Here is a 15,635-nt window from a genome sequence, read left to right on the forward strand (position 1 = left end):
TGTGCTTAACCCGAACGTTTACGGTTGCTATTGCGCGGCGCGCCGCTCCGACGGTTACTGTTGTTTCCGCCACGGCGTGGGCCGTTACCCGAGCGGCTGCGTTGCAGACGTTTCGGCGGTGGCAGTTCGCTCATCAGCGCATCGCTGTTGTACTTGCTGACCGGAATACCGTGACCAATATACTCTTCGATTGCCGGCAGGTTCAGCGCGTACTCTTCGCACGCCAGGCTGATGGAGTGACCGCTGGCACCCGCGCGGCCAGTACGACCAATACGGTGAACGTAGTCTTCACGATCGTCAGGCAGATCGTAGTTGAACACATGCGTGACGGCAGGAATGTGCAAACCCCGTGCCGCGACGTCGGTGGCAACCAGGATATCCACATCGCCTTTGGTGAAGTCATCGAGGATACGCAGACGTTTTTTCTGCGCCACATCACCCGTCAGCAGACCCACGCGATGACCATCGGCAGCCAGATGGCCCCAAATGTCTTCACAGCGGTGCTTGGTGTTCGCAAAGATAATGGCGCGATCTGGCCATTCTTCTTCTACCAGCGTCTGCAGCAAGCGCATTTTCTCTTCGTTTGAAGGGTAGAAAAGCTCTTCTTTAATACGGTGGCCGGTTTTCTGCTCGGGTTCCACTTCCACGTATTCGGCGTTGTTCATGTGCTCAAACGCCAGTTCACGCACGCGGTAAGACAAGGTTGCAGAGAACAGCATACTCAGGCGTTGGGTGGCCGGCGGCATGCGGCGGAACAGCCAACGAATGTCTTTAATAAAGCCGAGATCGAACATGCGATCGGCTTCATCCAACACAACAACCTGAATCGCGCCCAGGTTGACATGGTTCTGCTTGGCGTAGTCGATCAGACGTCCGGTGGTGCCCACCAGAATATCGACACCATCAGCCAGCACTTTCAGCTGTTTATCGTAGCCGTCGCCACCATAAGCCAGGCCCAGCTTTAAGCCAGTGACCTTTGCTAACGGTTCTGCATCGGCATGAATTTGTACGGCGAGCTCACGCGTCGGGGCCATGATCAGCGCACGTGGCTGATTGATCTGGCGACCTTCTGCGGCAGGATGAGAAAGAAGATAATGAAACGTTGACGTCAGAAACGCCATCGTTTTGCCGGTACCGGTTTGCGCCTGACCCGCAACATCACGCCCTGAAAGCGTAAAAGGCAATGCGAGCGCCTGGATAGGCGTGCAGTTAGAAAAGCCTTTGGTATCAAGGGCTTCTACCACCTGAGGGTGCAGGGCGAAGTCGGAAAACTTCTGTTCAGTTAAGTGTGTTTTGCTCATAGTGTGGTAGAATATCAGCTTACTAGCGCTTTACGAAAGCGTATCCGATGAAATAAAGTCAACCTACGTTGGTATCATTTCCGCCAATTCGCCAGGCGCAATCTTTTGGAGTTAAACATGAGCAGCGATAAGATCGTTCACTTGACCGATGACAGTTTCGACACAGACGTACTGAAAGCAGACGGTGTCACTCTGGTAGATTTCTGGGCTGAATGGTGTGGTCCTTGCAAAATGATCGCCCCAATTCTCGACGAAGTCGCAGAAGAGTACGAAGGTAAACTTACCATCGCTAAGTTGAACATTGATGACAACCCGGGTACAGCGCCAAAATATGGCATCCGCGGTATCCCAACTCTGCTGCTGTTCAAGAACGGTGAAGTGGCGGCAACCAAGGTTGGCGCACTGTCTAAAGGACAGTTGAAAGAGTTCCTGAACGCCAACCTGGCCTAAGCCCGGCGCGGTGTTTGTTCGGCAGTGGTGAATTTTTTCGCCACTGCTGGACGTCTCACTTTAAGCGTGTTAAGTTAATTTCACTGCATTACGCTCTTACCTTGTAGTTTGCATCTAAGTTTTCCCTTGTCAGACCCTACTCGCAATGAACGTTATCGTGGTTTGGCAATCTGATGACTAGCACATTCGGCATCATCTTTCGACTGTCTCCTCGTTTCCTATCGCCACATCTGACGATAATCGTCGAGCTGAGTTGAAAAAGAGCCATTAACAGGCATGGAATTTTTGCCATACCACTCACGACAATCATTTCGAGAATTACCCCGAGTTTAAGAACCCATCACTATGAATCTTACCGAATTAAAGAATACGCCGGTTTCTGAGCTGATTACCCTCGGCGAAAATATGGGGCTGGAAAACCAGGCGCGTATGCGCAAGCAGGATATTATTTTCTCTATCCTGAAACAGCACGCAAAAAGCGGCGAAGACATCTTTGGTGATGGTGTGCTGGAGATATTACAGGATGGATTTGGTTTCCTTCGTTCTGGAGATAGCTCCTACCTCGCCGGTCCCGATGATATCTACGTCTCTCCCAGCCAAATCCGCCGCTTCAACCTCCGCACTGGTGACACCATTTCTGGCAAGATTCGCCCGCCAAAAGAGGGTGAACGCTACTTTGCGCTGTTGAAAGTTAATGAAGTTAACTATGACAAGCCGGAAAACGCGCGTAACAAGATTCTGTTCGAAAACCTTACGCCGCTGCACGCCAGCAAGCGTATGCGTATGGAACGCGGTAATGGCTCGACTGAAGATCTGACCGCACGCGTGCTGGATCTGGCTTCTCCGATTGGTCGTGGTCAGCGTGGTCTGATTGTGGCGCCGCCGAAAGCGGGTAAAACCATGCTGCTGCAGAACATCGCGCAGAGCATCGCCTACAACTATCCAGATTGCCTGCTGATGGTGCTGCTGATTGACGAACGTCCGGAAGAAGTGACCGAGATGCAGCGTCTGGTTAAAGGTGAAGTGATCGCTTCGACCTTTGATGAGCCAGCGTCACGTCACGTGCAGGTTGCTGAGATGGTGATCGAGAAGGCCAAGCGCCTGGTTGAGCACAAGAAAGATGTGATCATCCTGCTTGACTCTATCACGCGTCTAGCGCGTGCCTACAACACCGTGGTTCCAGCATCAGGTAAAGTGCTGACCGGTGGTGTGGATGCTAACGCCCTGCATCGTCCGAAGCGTTTCTTCGGTGCGGCACGTAATGTGGAAGAGGGCGGCAGCCTGACCATCATCGCGACCGCGCTGGTTGATACCGGTTCGAAGATGGACGAAGTGATTTACGAAGAGTTTAAAGGTACAGGTAACATGGAATTGCACCTCTCGCGCAAAATCGCCGAGAAGCGTGTATTCCCAGCGATTGACTACAATCGTTCCGGTACCCGTAAAGAAGAGCTGCTCACTACGCAGGAAGAGCTGCAGAAGATGTGGATTCTGCGCAAAATCATCCATCCAATGGGTGAAATCGACGCGATGGAGTTCCTCATCAACAAACTGGCCATGACGAAAACCAACGACGAATTCTTCGATATGATGAAGCGTTCCTAAGTTGCGATCGGCGAGTCGCTAAGCCAAGCGGTGATTCGCACAATTTGCCAGGAAATATTGCTAACGCCACGTCTTAACGTGGCGTTTTTTATTTATGGGCATTAGGATTAGCGCAGTCAGGAAGCTTTTATATTGACTGTGACAGAGATTCGTTTGTTTTTTCAGCAATCAGACTTTTCTGTAGCAGAATTCGGAATAGGGATATACGGCAATGGCGGGTGTTTTGCATATTGTTGTCCACGATTTTAGCTGAGAGCATTAACGTGAATTTACTCACTATGAGTACTGAGCTTGGTTTAGTTTTTCTTTTTACTTTAGTGTTCCTGTTTTTTGCTCGCAAAGCAGCTAAAAAAATTGGGCTTGTGGACACACCAAACTCCAGAAAAAGGCACCATGGCGCCATTCCGTTAGTTGGCGGCATTTCCGTGTACGCGGGGATCTGCTTCGCTTTTGCCATCTCAAATTATTATTTGCCGCACGCGATGCTGTATCTGAGTTGCGCGGGCGTATTGGTGCTGGTTGGCGCACTGGACGATCGCTTCGATATCAGCGTTAAAATTCGTGCGCTGGTGCAGGCGGCGGTTGCCATCGTGATGATGGTCGGTGCCAAACTCTATTTGCTCAGTCTGGGCTTTATTATCGGGCCGGTTGAATTAATTGTCGGTCCCTTTGGCTACGTATTGACGCTATTCGCCGTATGGGCCGCCATCAATGCGTTCAATATGGTGGATGGGATTGATGGCCTGCTTGGCGGCCTCTCCAGCGTCACTTTCGCCGCCATCGGCATCATTCTCTATTTCGACGGCCAGACCAGCCTCGCCATGTGGTGCTTCGCGATGATCGCCGCCACCATTCCTTATATCCTGCTTAATCTCGGCTTGATTGGCCGTCGCTACAAAGTGTTTATGGGCGATGCCGGCAGCACCATGATCGGTTTCACCATCATCTGGATTCTGCTGGAAACCACCCAAGGCCTGAGCCATCCGATCACGCCTGTCACCGCGCTGTGGCTGATCGCGATTCCGCTGATGGATATGGTGGCGATTATGTATCGCCGTTTGCGCAAAGGCATGAGCCCGTTTTCCGCTGACCGCCAGCACATCCACCATTTAATTATGCGCGCCGGATTCACGTCACGTCAGGCGTTCCTGCTGATTACCGTCGCCGCCGCGCTTCTGGCGGGTATTGGTGTGCTCGGCGAGTATCTGGCTTTCATCCCGGAATGGGTGATGCTGGTGCTGTTCATGATGGCATTCCTCCTTTATGGCTATTGCCTGAAACACGCATGGCGCGTGGCGCGCAAAATCCGTCGCATTAAACGTCGCTGGCAAAGCAGCGAAGATAAAAAATAAATTACCCAGAAAGTACCCTGATAAGGATTTTGTTATGACCTCTGTCGTTGTGGAGAACGAACTGGATATACGTGGCCTTGGCTGCACACTCTGGCGTGGTAAACGCTGGATTATCGGTCTGGCGCTGCTGTTTGCGCTGGTTGCCTGGTTAGCATCGATGTTAATGAAGCAGGCGTGGAGCACCACGGCGGTGACCGATCGTCCAACGGTCAATATGCTGGGTGATTTCTTCGTACAGCAGCAATTCCTCAATAATCTGGATGTGCGCACCAATACGCTCAATCTCAGTTCGCCAGCGCCGACCGTGATGGATGAGGTTTATCAGGAGTTCACCATGCAGCTGGCATCATGGGATACGCGCCGTGATTTCTGGCAGCAGACCGAATACTTCAAAAGCCGCAAAAGCGGTAACGCGCACAACGATGCGGCGCTGCTCGACGACCTGATCACCAACATTCAGTTCACCGCTGCCGACCCGGCGCGCAATATCTTAGATAACATTAAGCTGGTGGCCGAAACCGCCAGCGATGCTAACAATCTGCTGCGTCAATATATTGCCTACGCCAGCGAGCGTGCGGCGCGTCATCTTAATGCGGAGCTGAAAGGCGCCTGGCAGGCGCGCAGCGTGCAGCTGGCGTCGCAGGTTAACCGCCAGCAGGAAGTGGCGCAGACGGTATTTGAACGTCAACGTCAGCGCATCGAACAGGCGCTGAAAGTGGCGAGCGAGCAGGGGATTAAAGAGAATCGCGCGCCGGCAACCGGCGAGGCGCTGCCAGACAGCGATCGTTTCCTGCTGGGTCAGCAAATGCTGCAGGCGCAACTCGACACTTTACAAGCCAGCGGGCCTGCTTACGATTTAAGCTATGATCAAAACAAAGCGATGCTGAGTACGCTGCAGGCCGGTCCGCGTCTGGATAAACAATTTCAGACTTACCGCTATTTGCGCACCCCGGAAGAGCCGGTGTCGCGCGATAGTCCGCGCCGCCTGTTTATGATGATCATGTGGGGCGTGATTGGCGCGCTGGTCGGTGCGGGAGTGGCGCTGGTGCGTCGTCCGCGTTCAACGTTAGCAACGAGCCATTAAGAGAAGCCACGTGAAAGTTCTGACGGTATTTGGCACGCGTCCTGAAGCGATCAAAATGGCTCCGCTGGTGCAGGCGCTGGCGCAGGATGCTGCGTTCGAGTCACGCCTATGCGTCACCGCACAACATCGTGAAATGCTCGACCAGGTGCTGCGTTTGTTCCAGCTGCAGCCTGATTATGATCTGAATATCATGCGCCCGGAGCAAGGGCTGACGGAGATCACCAGCCGCATACTGCAGGGCATGAAAACCGTACTCGCTGATTTCCAGCCGGATGTGGTGTTAGTGCACGGCGATACCACCACCACGTTTGCGGCCAGCCTGGCGGCGTTTTATCACCAGATTCCGGTGGGTCACGTAGAAGCGGGATTGCGTACCGGCAACCTGATGTCGCCGTGGCCGGAAGAGGCCAATCGCACGCTCACCGGCCATCTCGCCAGTTATCACTTCACGCCCACGCAAAATTCGCGACAAAATCTGCTGCGCGAGAATCTGCCGGATGCGCGCATTTTCGTGACGGGCAACACGGTGATTGATGCGCTGCTGTGGGTGCGTGATCGCGTGCTGGACGATGCCGATCTCAATGCCCGCCTCGCCGCGCGCTATCCGTTCCTCGACGCTGACAAAAAACTCATTCTGGTTACGGGTCATCGCCGCGAAAGTTTTGGCGACGGCTTTGAACGCATTTGCAGTGCGCTGGCGCAAATCGCGCGCCAGCATCCGCAGGTGCAAATTGTCTATCCCGTGCACCTCAATCCCAACGTCAGCGAGCCGGTTAACCGCATTCTCAGCGGCATCGAGAATATCATCCTGATTGAGCCGCAAGAGTATCTGCCGTTTGTCTGGCTGATGAATCGCTCATGGCTGATTCTCACCGACTCCGGTGGCATTCAGGAAGAAGCGCCGTCATTAGGCAAACCGGTGCTGGTGATGCGCGATACCACCGAGCGTCCGGAAGCGGTGGACGCAGGCACGGTGAAACTGGTCGGCACCGATATCAGTAAAATTGTCGCTGAAGTCAGCCTGCTGTTGCAGGACGATGAAGCCTGGCAGGCAATGAGTCGCGCGCACAATCCGTATGGCGATGGCCATGCCTGCGCGCGCATCTTGCAGGCCCTAAAACAACACAGAGTGTAACCATGCGTTTTGAAACCATTTCCGTTATCGGACTGGGCTACATTGGGCTGCCAACGGCAGCCGTTTTTGCCTCAAAGGGAAAGAAAGTCGTTGGGGTGGATATTAATGTCCGCGCCGTTGAAACCATCAATCGTGGCGATATCCATATCGTGGAACCCGAGTTGGGTGATGTGGTGCGCGAAGCGGTGCGTGCCGGTCATCTACGTGCGACTACACAGGCCGAAGCCGCCGATGCATTCCTGATCGCCGTGCCCACGCCGTTTATCGGCGACCATCAGCCGGATCTCAGCTATGTGCAGGCCGCGGCGCTGTCGATTGCACCCGTGTTAAAAGCGGGCGATCTGGTGATCCTCGAATCGACGTCGCCGGTGGGCGCCACCGAGCAAATGGCGGAATGGCTGGCGGCGGCGCGTCCCGATTTGCGTTTCCCGCAGCACGGTGATGCGTGCGATGTGTTTATCGCTTACTGCCCGGAGCGCGTGTTACCCGGCAAAGTGATGGTTGAACTGCTGGAAAACGATCGCGTCATTGGTGGCATGACGCCAGCCTGTTCCGCACGCGCCAGCGAGCTGTACCGCATTTTCCTGCGCGGCGCGTGTGTGGAAACCAATGCGCGTACCGCCGAGATGTGCAAATTGACAGAAAACAGCTTCCGCGATGTGAATATCGCCTTTGCCAATGAGCTTTCGCTGATTTGCGCCGAGCAGGGCATCAACGTGTGGGAACTGATTGCGCTCGCGAATCGCCATCCGCGCGTCAACATCCTGCAACCCGGACCGGGCGTCGGCGGGCACTGTATCGCCGTCGATCCGTGGTTTATCGTGGCGCAGAATCCAGAACAGGCGCGACTGATTCGCACCGCACGTGAAGTGAATGATGCCAAACCGGGCTGGGTGCTGGATCAGGTAAAGCAGGCGTTAGCAGAGTGCCTCACCGCCAGCGGCAAACGCGCCAGCGATGTCACCATTGCCTGCTTTGGTCTGGCCTTCAAACCGAATATTGACGATCTGCGCGAAAGTCCGGCGATGAGCGTCGCCCATCGTATTGCCGGGTGGCACAGCGGCGCAACCTGGGTGGTTGAACCGCATGTGGAAGACATTCCGCAACGTCTGGCGCACGAAGCCACGCTGGTTGCTACGGACGTAGCGCTGCAGCAGGCGGATATTCTGGTGATGCTGGTTGATCACGCGCAGTTCCGCGCGATTGATGCGGCCCAGATTGCCCAGCCGTGGATTGTTGATACCAAAGGCGTGTGGCGATGAAACAGTTTCTGGTGACCGGCGGGGCAGGATTTATCGGTTCTGCGCTGGTACGTTTTCTGCTTGAAAACACCGAACACCGCGTGGTGGTGGTCGATAAGCTGAGCTATGCCGGCAATCTGGCGTCGCTGGCGCCGGTGCAACAGAATGCACGTTTCGCCTTCGAACAGGTAGATATTTGCCATCGCGCTGAGCTGGATCGCGTCATGGCACACTATCAACCGGATTGCATTATGCATCTGGCGGCAGAAAGTCATGTTGACCGCTCGATCGATGGACCTATCGCCTTCATCGAAACCAATATTGTTGGCACCTATCAGCTGCTGGAAGCGGCGCGTCATTACTGGAATGGCATGGCAGATGAACGCAAAAAAGGCTTCATTCTGCATCATATCTCCACTGATGAAGTGTTTGGTGACCTGCACGGTAGCGACGATTTCTTTACCGAAACCACGCCGTATGCGCCGAGCAGCCCCTATTCGGCGACCAAAGCCAGCAGCGATCATCTGGTGCGCGCCTGGCTGCGCACCTACGGTTTGCCGGTCATCATCACTAACTGCTCCAACAATTACGGACCGTATCATTTCCCGGAGAAGCTGATCCCGCTCACCATCATTAATGCGCTGGCGGGCAAACCGCTGCCAGTGTATGGCAACGGCAGCCAGATACGCGACTGGCTATATGTAGAGGATCACGCGCGGGCGCTGCATAGCGTGGTGAGCAGCGGCAAAGTAGGGGAAACCTACAATATTGGTGGTCATAACGAGCGACGTAATCTTGAAGTGGTGGAAACGCTGTGCGATCTGCTGGATGAGTTGGCGCCGCAGCAGCGTGCACCGCATCTGAGCCGCTACCGTGACCTGATTACCTTTGTTAGCGATCGTCCCGGCCACGACCAGCGCTACGCCATCGACGCTAGTAAAATTGAGCGTGAGCTGGGTTGGACGCCGCAGGAAACCTTTGAGAGCGGCATTCGTAAAACCGTGCAATGGTATCTGGCAAACCCGCAATGGTGGCAGGCAATTCTTAACGGCAGCTATCGCGGTGAGCGTCTGGGATTAGCCACGCCGCGTTAAACGCACTTCAGAAGGAGCAGCGATGAAAGGCATTATTTTAGCCGGAGGTTCGGGCACGCGTTTGCATCCGATTACCCGCGCCATCTCGAAACAGCTGTTGCCGGTATATGACAAACCCATGATTTACTATCCGCTGTCGGTACTGATGCTGGCAGGGATTCGCGAAATTTTGATCATCACCACGCCAGAAGATCGCGCCCATTTTGAACGTTTACTGGGCGACGGCGGTGAATTTGGGATTCAGCTAACCTATGCAGAACAACCCCGTCCTGATGGGCTGGCGCAGGCATTTATCATTGGCGAAAGTTTTATTGGTGACGATCACTGTTGTCTGGTGCTGGGCGACAATCTCTATTTCGGCCAGGGTTTCAGCCCCAAGCTGAAGAAAGTGGCCGCGCGCAGCAGCGGCGCGACCGTCTTTGCTTATCAGGTGATGGATCCGGAGCGTTTTGGCGTGGTGGAGTTTGATGACGACTTTAACGCGCTCTCCATTGAGGAAAAACCGCAGCAGCCGAAATCGCGCTGGGCGGTCACCGGCCTCTATTTTTACGATAATCGCGTGGTGGAGTTTGCCAAACAGGTGAAACCTTCCGAGCGCGGTGAGCTGGAAATCACCGCCATCAACCAAATGTATCTCGATCAGGGCGAGCTGGCGGTGGAGTTGCTGGGGCGCGGATTTGCCTGGCTGGATACCGGCACGCACGACAGCCTGATTGAGGCGAGTATGTTTGTGCAGACGGTGGAAAAACGGCAGGGCTTTAAAATTGCCTGCCTGGAAGAGATTGCATGGCGTAACGGCTGGCTGAGCGATGCCCAGCTTTTAGCCGCGGCTCAGGCGCTAACCAAAACCGGCTACGGCCAGTATCTGCTGGATGTTCACAATGCCCGTCCGCGTCAATATTGATCCCCTTACGTGGGAAACTGAGTTCTTCGGTCAGAACAGCGCGCGCTTATCGCTGGATGGCGATTTGATGCTGGCCGAGGCCCTTCAGCAGCCGTATGCGCTGTGGCAAGTGAAGGTGCCCGCTGAACGCGTTGATGCCATCGATGCGCTGAGCCAGCATGGTTTTCAGTTAGTGGAAGGCGAAGCTGACCTTTTCCTCAGCATCAAACATACCGAGCGGCAAGTTGGCGTGCGCATTGCGCGGGAAGCACAAATCCCGGCACTGCGTGAAGCGGCTGCGCAGGCGTTTAGCCAAAGTCGCTTCCGCGCGCCGTGGTTTGCTGCGGCGGACAGCGGACGTTTCTACGCGCAGTGGATTGAAAATGCGGTGCGCGGCACCTTTGATAATCAATGTCTGGTGGCCTGCGATGAGCAGGGCGCGCTGCAAGGTTTCGTCTCGATGCGCGAAGTGGACGGCGACATGCGCATCGGTCTGCTGGCGGTATTGCCCGCCGCACAAGGTTGCGGCGTCGGCCAGCGCCTGCTGCTCGCCGCCGCCGACTGGGGCCGCGTGCGTCAGCTAACGCATCTGCGCGTGGCGACCCAGCTCAGCAATCTCACGGCGTTGCGCCTCTATTTACGCAGCGGTGCGCGGCTGGAAAGCACCGCTTACTGGTTCTACAGGAAAGCCTCATGATCCCATTTAATGCGCCGCCGATTGTCGGCAGCGAAGTTGAATATATGCAGTCGGCGATGGCCAGCGGCAAGCTGTGCGGCGATGGCGGCTTTACTCGCCGCTGCCAGCAGTGGATGGAACAGCATTTCGGCAGCAAAAAAGTGCTGCTGACGCCATCCTGCACCGCGTCGCTGGAGATGGCGGCGCTACTGATTGATCTGCAGCCTGGCGATGAAGTGATCATACCGAGCTACACCTTCGTCTCCACCGCCAACGCCTTTGTGCTGCGCGGCGCGACCATTGTGTTTGTCGATGTGCGCCCCGATACGCTGAATATTGATGAAACGCTGATTGAAGCAGCGATCACGCCGAAAACCCGCGCCATCGTGCCGGTGCATTACGCGGGCGTGGCCTGCGAGATGGACAGCATCATGGCGCTGGCGGCGAAGCATAAACTCTATGTTATCGAGGATGCCGCGCAAGGCGTGATGTCGCAGTACAAAGGACGCGCGCTCGGCACCATTGGTCACATTGGCTGCTTTAGCTTTCACGAAACTAAAAATTACACCGCCGGCGGTGAAGGCGGCGCAACGCTAATCAATGACGCGAAGCTGGTGGATCGTGCCGAGATCATTCGTGAAAAAGGCACCAACCGCAGCCAGTTTTTCCGTGGTCAGGTAGATAAATATACCTGGCGCGATATTGGCTCCAGCTATTTGATGGCGGATTTGCAGGCGGCCTATTTGTGGGCGCAGCTGGAAGCGGCGGAGCAAATTAATCAGCAGCGTTTGCGTTTGTGGCAACGTTACTACGATGCGCTGCAGCTGCTGGCTGCTGCCGGCCGTATTGAGCTGCCGGTAGTGCCAAAAAATTGCCGCCACAATGCACATATGTTCTACATCAAGCTGCGCGACAGCGACGATCGTCAGGCGCTGATCAACTGGATGAAAGAGGCGGAAATCCTCACGGTGTTCCATTACATCCCGCTGCACTCGTCGCCAGCGGGTGAACGTTTTGGCCGCTTCCACGGTGATGATGCCTTTACCACGCGTGAAAGCGAGCGCCTGCTGCGCCTGCCGCTGTTCTACAACTTATCGGATAACAACCAGCGTACGGTGATCAGTTCGCTGCTGAGTTTCTTTGCCTGATGTCATTAGCAAAAGCATCAGTCTGGACCGCGTCTTCCACGCTGGTAAAAATCGTTGCTGGCCTGCTGGTGGTGAAACTGTTAGCGATAAGCTTCGGACCCGAAGGGATCGGGCAAGCCGGTAACTTCCGCCAGTTGATTACTGTACTCGGCGTATTGGCGGGCGCGGGCATCTTTAACGGCGTCACTACCTTAGTCTCGCAACATCAGCAACAGCCACAACAACTGCGCGCGGTGACCGGCACGGCTTCGGCGATTGTGCTCGGCTTTTCAACGCTGCTGGCGCTGGTGTTTTTGCTGGCGGCAACGCCGATCAGCACGGCGCTGTTTGGTCATGCTGAATATGCCAACGTGGTGCGCATTGTTGCATTTCTGCAACTCGGTATTGCCTGGGCCAACCTGACGCTGGCGTTGCTAAAAGGCTTCCGCGATGCGCGCGGCAATGCGCTGGCGCTGATTGCCGGAAGTATCGTCGGCGTGCTGGGTTATGTGCTGTGCTGGTGGCTGGGCGGCTATGCTGGTGCGTTAGTGGGATTGGCGCTGGTGCCGGCGCTGCTGGTGTTTCCGGCGTTGCTGATGCTACGTCGCCATCGCGATCGGCTGCCGCTGAGCTGGCTGATGCCAGGCTGGCATCCTGACCTGGCGCGGAATCTGGCGAAGTTTACGCTGATGGCGCTGATCACCTCATTCACCTTGCCGGTGGCGTGGGTGATGATGCGAAATCTGCTGGCCGAGCAGCAAGGTTGGGCGCAGGTCGGTTTATGGCAGGGCGTGACCAGTATTTCCGATGCCTACCTGCAATTTATCACCGCCACCTTTAGCGTCTGGCTGCTGCCCACGCTGGCGCGGCTGGAGCAGAAACCGCAAATCGCCCGTGAGATTGGGCGTGCGCTGCGCTTTGTGTTACCTGCCGTCGCAGCGGCCAGTTTCTGCGTATGGCTGCTGCGCGATGTCGCTATCTGGCTGCTGTTTTCGCCGCAGTTCAGCGCGATGCGTGACCTTTTCGTCTGGCAGTTGTGCGGTGATGTGTTTAAAGTCGGCGCTTATGTTTTCGGATATCTGGTGATCGCCAAAGCGTCACTGCGCTTCTATATTCTGACGGAAATCAGCCAGTTTGCGCTGCTGACCGGTTTTTCCCATTGGCTGATTCCGCTGCACGGTACCGCCGGGGCCGCGCAGGCTTACATGGCAACCTACGTTCTCTATTTCGCCCTGTGTTGTGGCGCCTTCATGATTTATTGCCGGAAAAAATGACGACTTTTCACGTATTGGGATCGGATATCCCGCATCACAATCATACGGTGCTGCGCTTCTTTAATGACGTAATGAGCGCCGAGTTGCCAGGCGCTGCCCCGCGTCAGTTTATGGTGGTATCCAGCGCGCCCGAAACGCTGCAAGCGTATGCTTCATTGCAGATTGAAACCTTTGCCAGCAAGCGTGCGCTGGCGCAAGCGGTGGTGACGCGTGCTGCCGATCGCTCGCAGCGCTTCTTCTTTCACGGCCAGTTTAATCCCAGCATTTGGTTGGCCTTGCTGAGCGGCAAACTGCGTCGTCAGCAGGCGTTCTGGCATGTATGGGGCGCGGATCTCTACGAAGAAGGGCGCGGTCTTAAGTATCAGCTGTTTTATCTGCTGCGCAGAATGGCGCAAGGGCGCGTGGCGCGCGTGTTTGCGACGCGCGGTGATTTGCACCATTTCCAGCAGCGTCATCCGCGCGTTCCCGCCTCGCTGCTCTATTTCCCGACGCGCATGCCGGATGTGGCGCTGCCTGCGCCAGTGGAAAGCCCCGATTTCACTATTCTGCTCGGTAACTCCGGCGATCGCAGTAATCGTCACATTGCCGGTTTAGAGGCGATTCGAGCCCAGTTTGGTGAACAGGTGAAAATCGTCGTGCCGCTCGGTTATCCGCAGAATAATCACGCTTATATCGATGAGATTGCCGCCGCCGCACAGCGCCTGTTCCCGGCGGGGCAAGTGACGCTGCTGCGCGACAAGCTCGACTTTGATGCCTATCTGACATTGCTTAGCCGCTGCCAGCTCGGCTATTTTATGTTCGAGCGCCAGCAAGGCATTGGTACGCTTTGCTTGCTGATTCAGGCCAATATTCCGTTTGTGCTGAACCGCAAAAATCCGTTCTGGCGCGATCTCAGCGAGCAAGGTTTGCCGGTGCTGTTTAGCGAAGATGCGCTGGATAGCGCCAGCGTGGCCGAAGCGCAACGGCAATTAGCGCAATGCGATCACTCTTCGATTGCCTTTTTTGCCCCCGGCTATCTGGCAGGCTGGCGCGACGCGCTAACCCTGAGTGAAAGGGAGAGAACATGAGCCTGATGCAGTTTAGTGGTCTGCTGGTGGTTTATCTGTGTTCGCTGGGTTTCATTCTGACCCTAACCTGGCGGGAATTTAAACGGGTGCGCTTCAACTTCCACCTGTTCTTCACCATTCTGTTTTTGTTGACCTTCTATTTCGGCTTCCCGCTGACCAGCGTGCTGGTATTCCGCTTTAACGTGGCGGTGGTGCCGCCGGAATATCTGCTGCAGGCGCTGCTGGCCGCTACCAGCTTTTATGCCATCTATTACGTTAGCTACAAGGTGCGGCTGCGGCCGGCCAATGCGCCTGCGCGCAAACCCTGGCTGCAGATGAACCGGGTTGAAACCCATCTGACCTGTCTGCTGCTGGCGCTGGTGGCAATTGGCACCGTGACGGTGTTCTTTATGCACAACGGCCTGCTGCTGTTCCGGCTTTCGGCTTACAACCAGATCTTCTCCAGCGAAGTGTCCGGCGTGGCGCTTAAACGCTTCTTCTACTTCTTTATTCCGGCGATGCTGATTCGCTACTTCCTCAAGCCAACCCAGCGTCAGTGGCTGTGGTTTTTGCTGGTGTCGGTGGCATTTGGCTTGCTGACCTACGCGCTGGTGGGCGGCACGCGCGCCAATATCATTATCGCGTTCGCGCTGTTCTTGTTTATTGGCATTACGCGCGGCTGGATCACGCTGTGGATGCTGGTTGGCGCCGGTGTGATGGCGATTGGCGGTATGTTCTGGCTGGCGTTGCGTCGCTATAACCTCGACGTAGTGGGCGATGAAGCGTTTTATACCTTCCTTTATCTGACGCGCGACACCTTCTCGCCGTGGGAAAATCTGGCGCTGTTACTGCAAAACTACGACAAGATCGATTTTCAGGGGCTGGCACCGATTTGGCGCGATTTCTACGTGTTCATTCCCAGCTGGATGTGGCCGGGACGTCCAACAGCCATTCTCAACAGCGCTAACTACTTTACCTGGGAAGTGCTGAACAACCATTCCGGCTTGGCGATCTCGCCCACGCTGTTGGGTTCGCTGGTGGTGATGGGCGGCGTGTGGTTTATCCCAATCGGTGCGGTGGCTGTCGGACTGCTGATGAAAGGCTTCGATAACCTTTATCTTTATGGCCGCGATACCAGCAATCGTTACAGCGGGGCGATTTTGCAGAGTTTCTGCTTCGGCGCGGTGTTTAATATGATCGTGCTGGCGCGTGAAGGGCTGGATGCTTTCGGCTCGCGCGTGGTGTTCTTTTGTCTGATTTTTGCGGCCTGTATGTGGGCGGCTAAATTGCTTTACTGGCTGTTGGCGCGCGCGGGGTTGATTCGTCCGCGCAGCGAGCCGGTTTTACACAGCCCTTCTTAACCTTTG

At 55.5% G+C, this 15,635-nt stretch carries 14 protein-coding genes; 13 read left to right on the forward strand and 1 reads right to left on the reverse strand.

Annotation, left to right across the window (positions count from 1 at the left end; genetic code table 11):
* Nucleotides 1-5: 5 nt before the first annotated feature.
* Nucleotides 6-1,301: an ATP-dependent RNA helicase RhlB gene (gene rhlB, locus P6287_RS00725; RefSeq protein ID WP_110867909.1), complete on the reverse strand. Its 1,296-nt coding sequence runs from the start codon at nucleotides 1,299-1,301 to the stop codon at nucleotides 6-8.
* Nucleotides 1,302-1,418: 117 nt separating this feature from the next.
* Here rhlB and trxA point away from each other — a divergent pair, with 117 nt between their 5' ends.
* From trxA to wzyE, 13 genes are all read left to right on the forward strand, one after another.
* Nucleotides 1,419-1,751, forward strand: coding sequence for a thioredoxin TrxA (trxA, locus tag P6287_RS00730; protein WP_008105741.1), 333 nt, complete (start codon nucleotides 1,419-1,421; stop codon nucleotides 1,749-1,751).
* Between the two features lie 345 nt (nucleotides 1,752-2,096).
* Complete coding sequence (gene rho, locus P6287_RS00735) at nucleotides 2,097-3,356, forward strand: transcription termination factor Rho (protein ID WP_008105744.1); 1,260 nt, start codon at nucleotides 2,097-2,099, stop codon at nucleotides 3,354-3,356.
* Between the two features lie 278 nt (nucleotides 3,357-3,634).
* On the forward strand, nucleotides 3,635-4,708 hold the full coding sequence (wecA, locus tag P6287_RS00740) for a UDP-N-acetylglucosamine--undecaprenyl-phosphate N-acetylglucosaminephosphotransferase (RefSeq protein ID WP_101763775.1): 1,074 nt from the start codon (nucleotides 3,635-3,637) through the stop codon (nucleotides 4,706-4,708).
* 34 nt (nucleotides 4,709-4,742) lie between these two features.
* Nucleotides 4,743-5,792 carry an ECA polysaccharide chain length modulation protein gene (gene wzzE, locus P6287_RS00745; RefSeq protein ID WP_192414398.1) on the forward strand — a complete coding sequence of 350 codons (1,050 nt, stop codon included), beginning with the start codon at nucleotides 4,743-4,745 and terminating at the stop codon, nucleotides 5,790-5,792.
* A 10-nt stretch (nucleotides 5,793-5,802) separates the two neighbouring features.
* On the forward strand, nucleotides 5,803-6,927 hold the full coding sequence (gene wecB, locus P6287_RS00750) for a UDP-N-acetylglucosamine 2-epimerase (non-hydrolyzing) (protein ID WP_008105750.1): 1,125 nt from the start codon (nucleotides 5,803-5,805) through the stop codon (nucleotides 6,925-6,927).
* 2 nt (nucleotides 6,928-6,929) lie between these two features.
* Nucleotides 6,930-8,189 carry a UDP-N-acetyl-D-mannosamine dehydrogenase gene (gene wecC, locus P6287_RS00755; protein WP_277974360.1) on the forward strand — a complete coding sequence of 420 codons (1,260 nt, stop codon included), beginning with the start codon at nucleotides 6,930-6,932 and terminating at the stop codon, nucleotides 8,187-8,189.
* On the forward strand, nucleotides 8,186-9,262 hold the full coding sequence (gene rfbB / locus P6287_RS00760; protein WP_277974361.1) for a dTDP-glucose 4,6-dehydratase: 1,077 nt from the start codon (nucleotides 8,186-8,188) through the stop codon (nucleotides 9,260-9,262). Before wecC ends, rfbB begins: the two co-directional genes overlap by 4 nt.
* A 22-nt stretch (nucleotides 9,263-9,284) precedes the next feature.
* Entirely contained in the window at nucleotides 9,285-10,166 is an 882-nt protein-coding gene (gene rfbA, locus P6287_RS00765) for a glucose-1-phosphate thymidylyltransferase RfbA (RefSeq protein ID WP_277974362.1), read from the forward strand.
* A complete protein-coding gene (gene rffC, locus P6287_RS00770) occupies nucleotides 10,144-10,842 on the forward strand; it encodes a dTDP-4-amino-4,6-dideoxy-D-galactose acyltransferase (RefSeq protein WP_277974363.1) in 699 nt (232 codons plus the stop codon). The genes rfbA and rffC overlap by 23 nt, the downstream gene beginning before the upstream one ends.
* Nucleotides 10,839-11,969 (forward strand): dTDP-4-amino-4,6-dideoxygalactose transaminase, encoded by a 1,131-nt coding sequence (rffA, locus tag P6287_RS00775; protein WP_277974364.1) that lies wholly within the window; start codon nucleotides 10,839-10,841, stop codon nucleotides 11,967-11,969. The genes rffC and rffA overlap by 4 nt, the downstream gene beginning before the upstream one ends.
* Nucleotides 11,969-13,222 carry a lipid III flippase WzxE gene (wzxE, locus tag P6287_RS00780; protein WP_277974365.1) on the forward strand — a complete coding sequence of 418 codons (1,254 nt, stop codon included), beginning with the start codon at nucleotides 11,969-11,971 and terminating at the stop codon, nucleotides 13,220-13,222. The genes rffA and wzxE overlap by 1 nt, the downstream gene beginning before the upstream one ends.
* Nucleotides 13,219-14,289 (forward strand): TDP-N-acetylfucosamine:lipid II N-acetylfucosaminyltransferase, encoded by a 1,071-nt coding sequence (locus P6287_RS00785; RefSeq protein WP_277974366.1) that lies wholly within the window; start codon nucleotides 13,219-13,221, stop codon nucleotides 14,287-14,289. The genes wzxE and P6287_RS00785 overlap by 4 nt, the downstream gene beginning before the upstream one ends.
* Entirely contained in the window at nucleotides 14,286-15,629 is a 1,344-nt protein-coding gene (gene wzyE / locus P6287_RS00790) for an ECA oligosaccharide polymerase (protein WP_192236885.1), read from the forward strand. The genes P6287_RS00785 and wzyE overlap by 4 nt, the downstream gene beginning before the upstream one ends.
* The last annotated feature ends 6 nt before the right edge of the window (nucleotides 15,630-15,635 follow it).

Source organism: Pantoea sp. X85 (genome assembly GCF_029623675.1).
Classification (GTDB): Bacteria; Pseudomonadota; Gammaproteobacteria; order Enterobacterales; family Enterobacteriaceae; genus Pantoea; species Pantoea leporis.

Bases quoted from the DNA above. Each gene is read 5' to 3' on its own strand.
- rhlB (WP_110867909.1), bottom strand. From the start codon at position 1,301: ATGAGCAAAACACACTTAACTGAACAGAAGTTTTCCGACTTCGCCCTG.
- trxA (WP_008105741.1), top strand. From the start codon at position 1,419: ATGAGCAGCGATAAGATCGTTCACTTGACCGATGACAGTTTCGACACA.
- rho (WP_008105744.1), top strand. From the start codon at position 2,097: ATGAATCTTACCGAATTAAAGAATACGCCGGTTTCTGAGCTGATTACC.
- wecA (WP_101763775.1), top strand. From the start codon at position 3,635: ATGAGTACTGAGCTTGGTTTAGTTTTTCTTTTTACTTTAGTGTTCCTG.
- wzzE (WP_192414398.1), top strand. From the start codon at position 4,743: ATGACCTCTGTCGTTGTGGAGAACGAACTGGATATACGTGGCCTTGGC.
- wecC (WP_277974360.1), top strand. From the start codon at position 6,930: ATGCGTTTTGAAACCATTTCCGTTATCGGACTGGGCTACATTGGGCTG.
- rfbB (WP_277974361.1), top strand. From the start codon at position 8,186: ATGAAACAGTTTCTGGTGACCGGCGGGGCAGGATTTATCGGTTCTGCG.
- rfbA (WP_277974362.1), top strand. From the start codon at position 9,285: ATGAAAGGCATTATTTTAGCCGGAGGTTCGGGCACGCGTTTGCATCCG.
- rffC (WP_277974363.1), top strand. From the start codon at position 10,144: ATGCCCGTCCGCGTCAATATTGATCCCCTTACGTGGGAAACTGAGTTC.
- rffA (WP_277974364.1), top strand. From the start codon at position 10,839: ATGATCCCATTTAATGCGCCGCCGATTGTCGGCAGCGAAGTTGAATAT.
- wzxE (WP_277974365.1), top strand. From the start codon at position 11,969: ATGTCATTAGCAAAAGCATCAGTCTGGACCGCGTCTTCCACGCTGGTA.
- P6287_RS00785 (WP_277974366.1), top strand. From the start codon at position 13,219: ATGACGACTTTTCACGTATTGGGATCGGATATCCCGCATCACAATCAT.
- wzyE (WP_192236885.1), top strand. From the start codon at position 14,286: ATGAGCCTGATGCAGTTTAGTGGTCTGCTGGTGGTTTATCTGTGTTCG.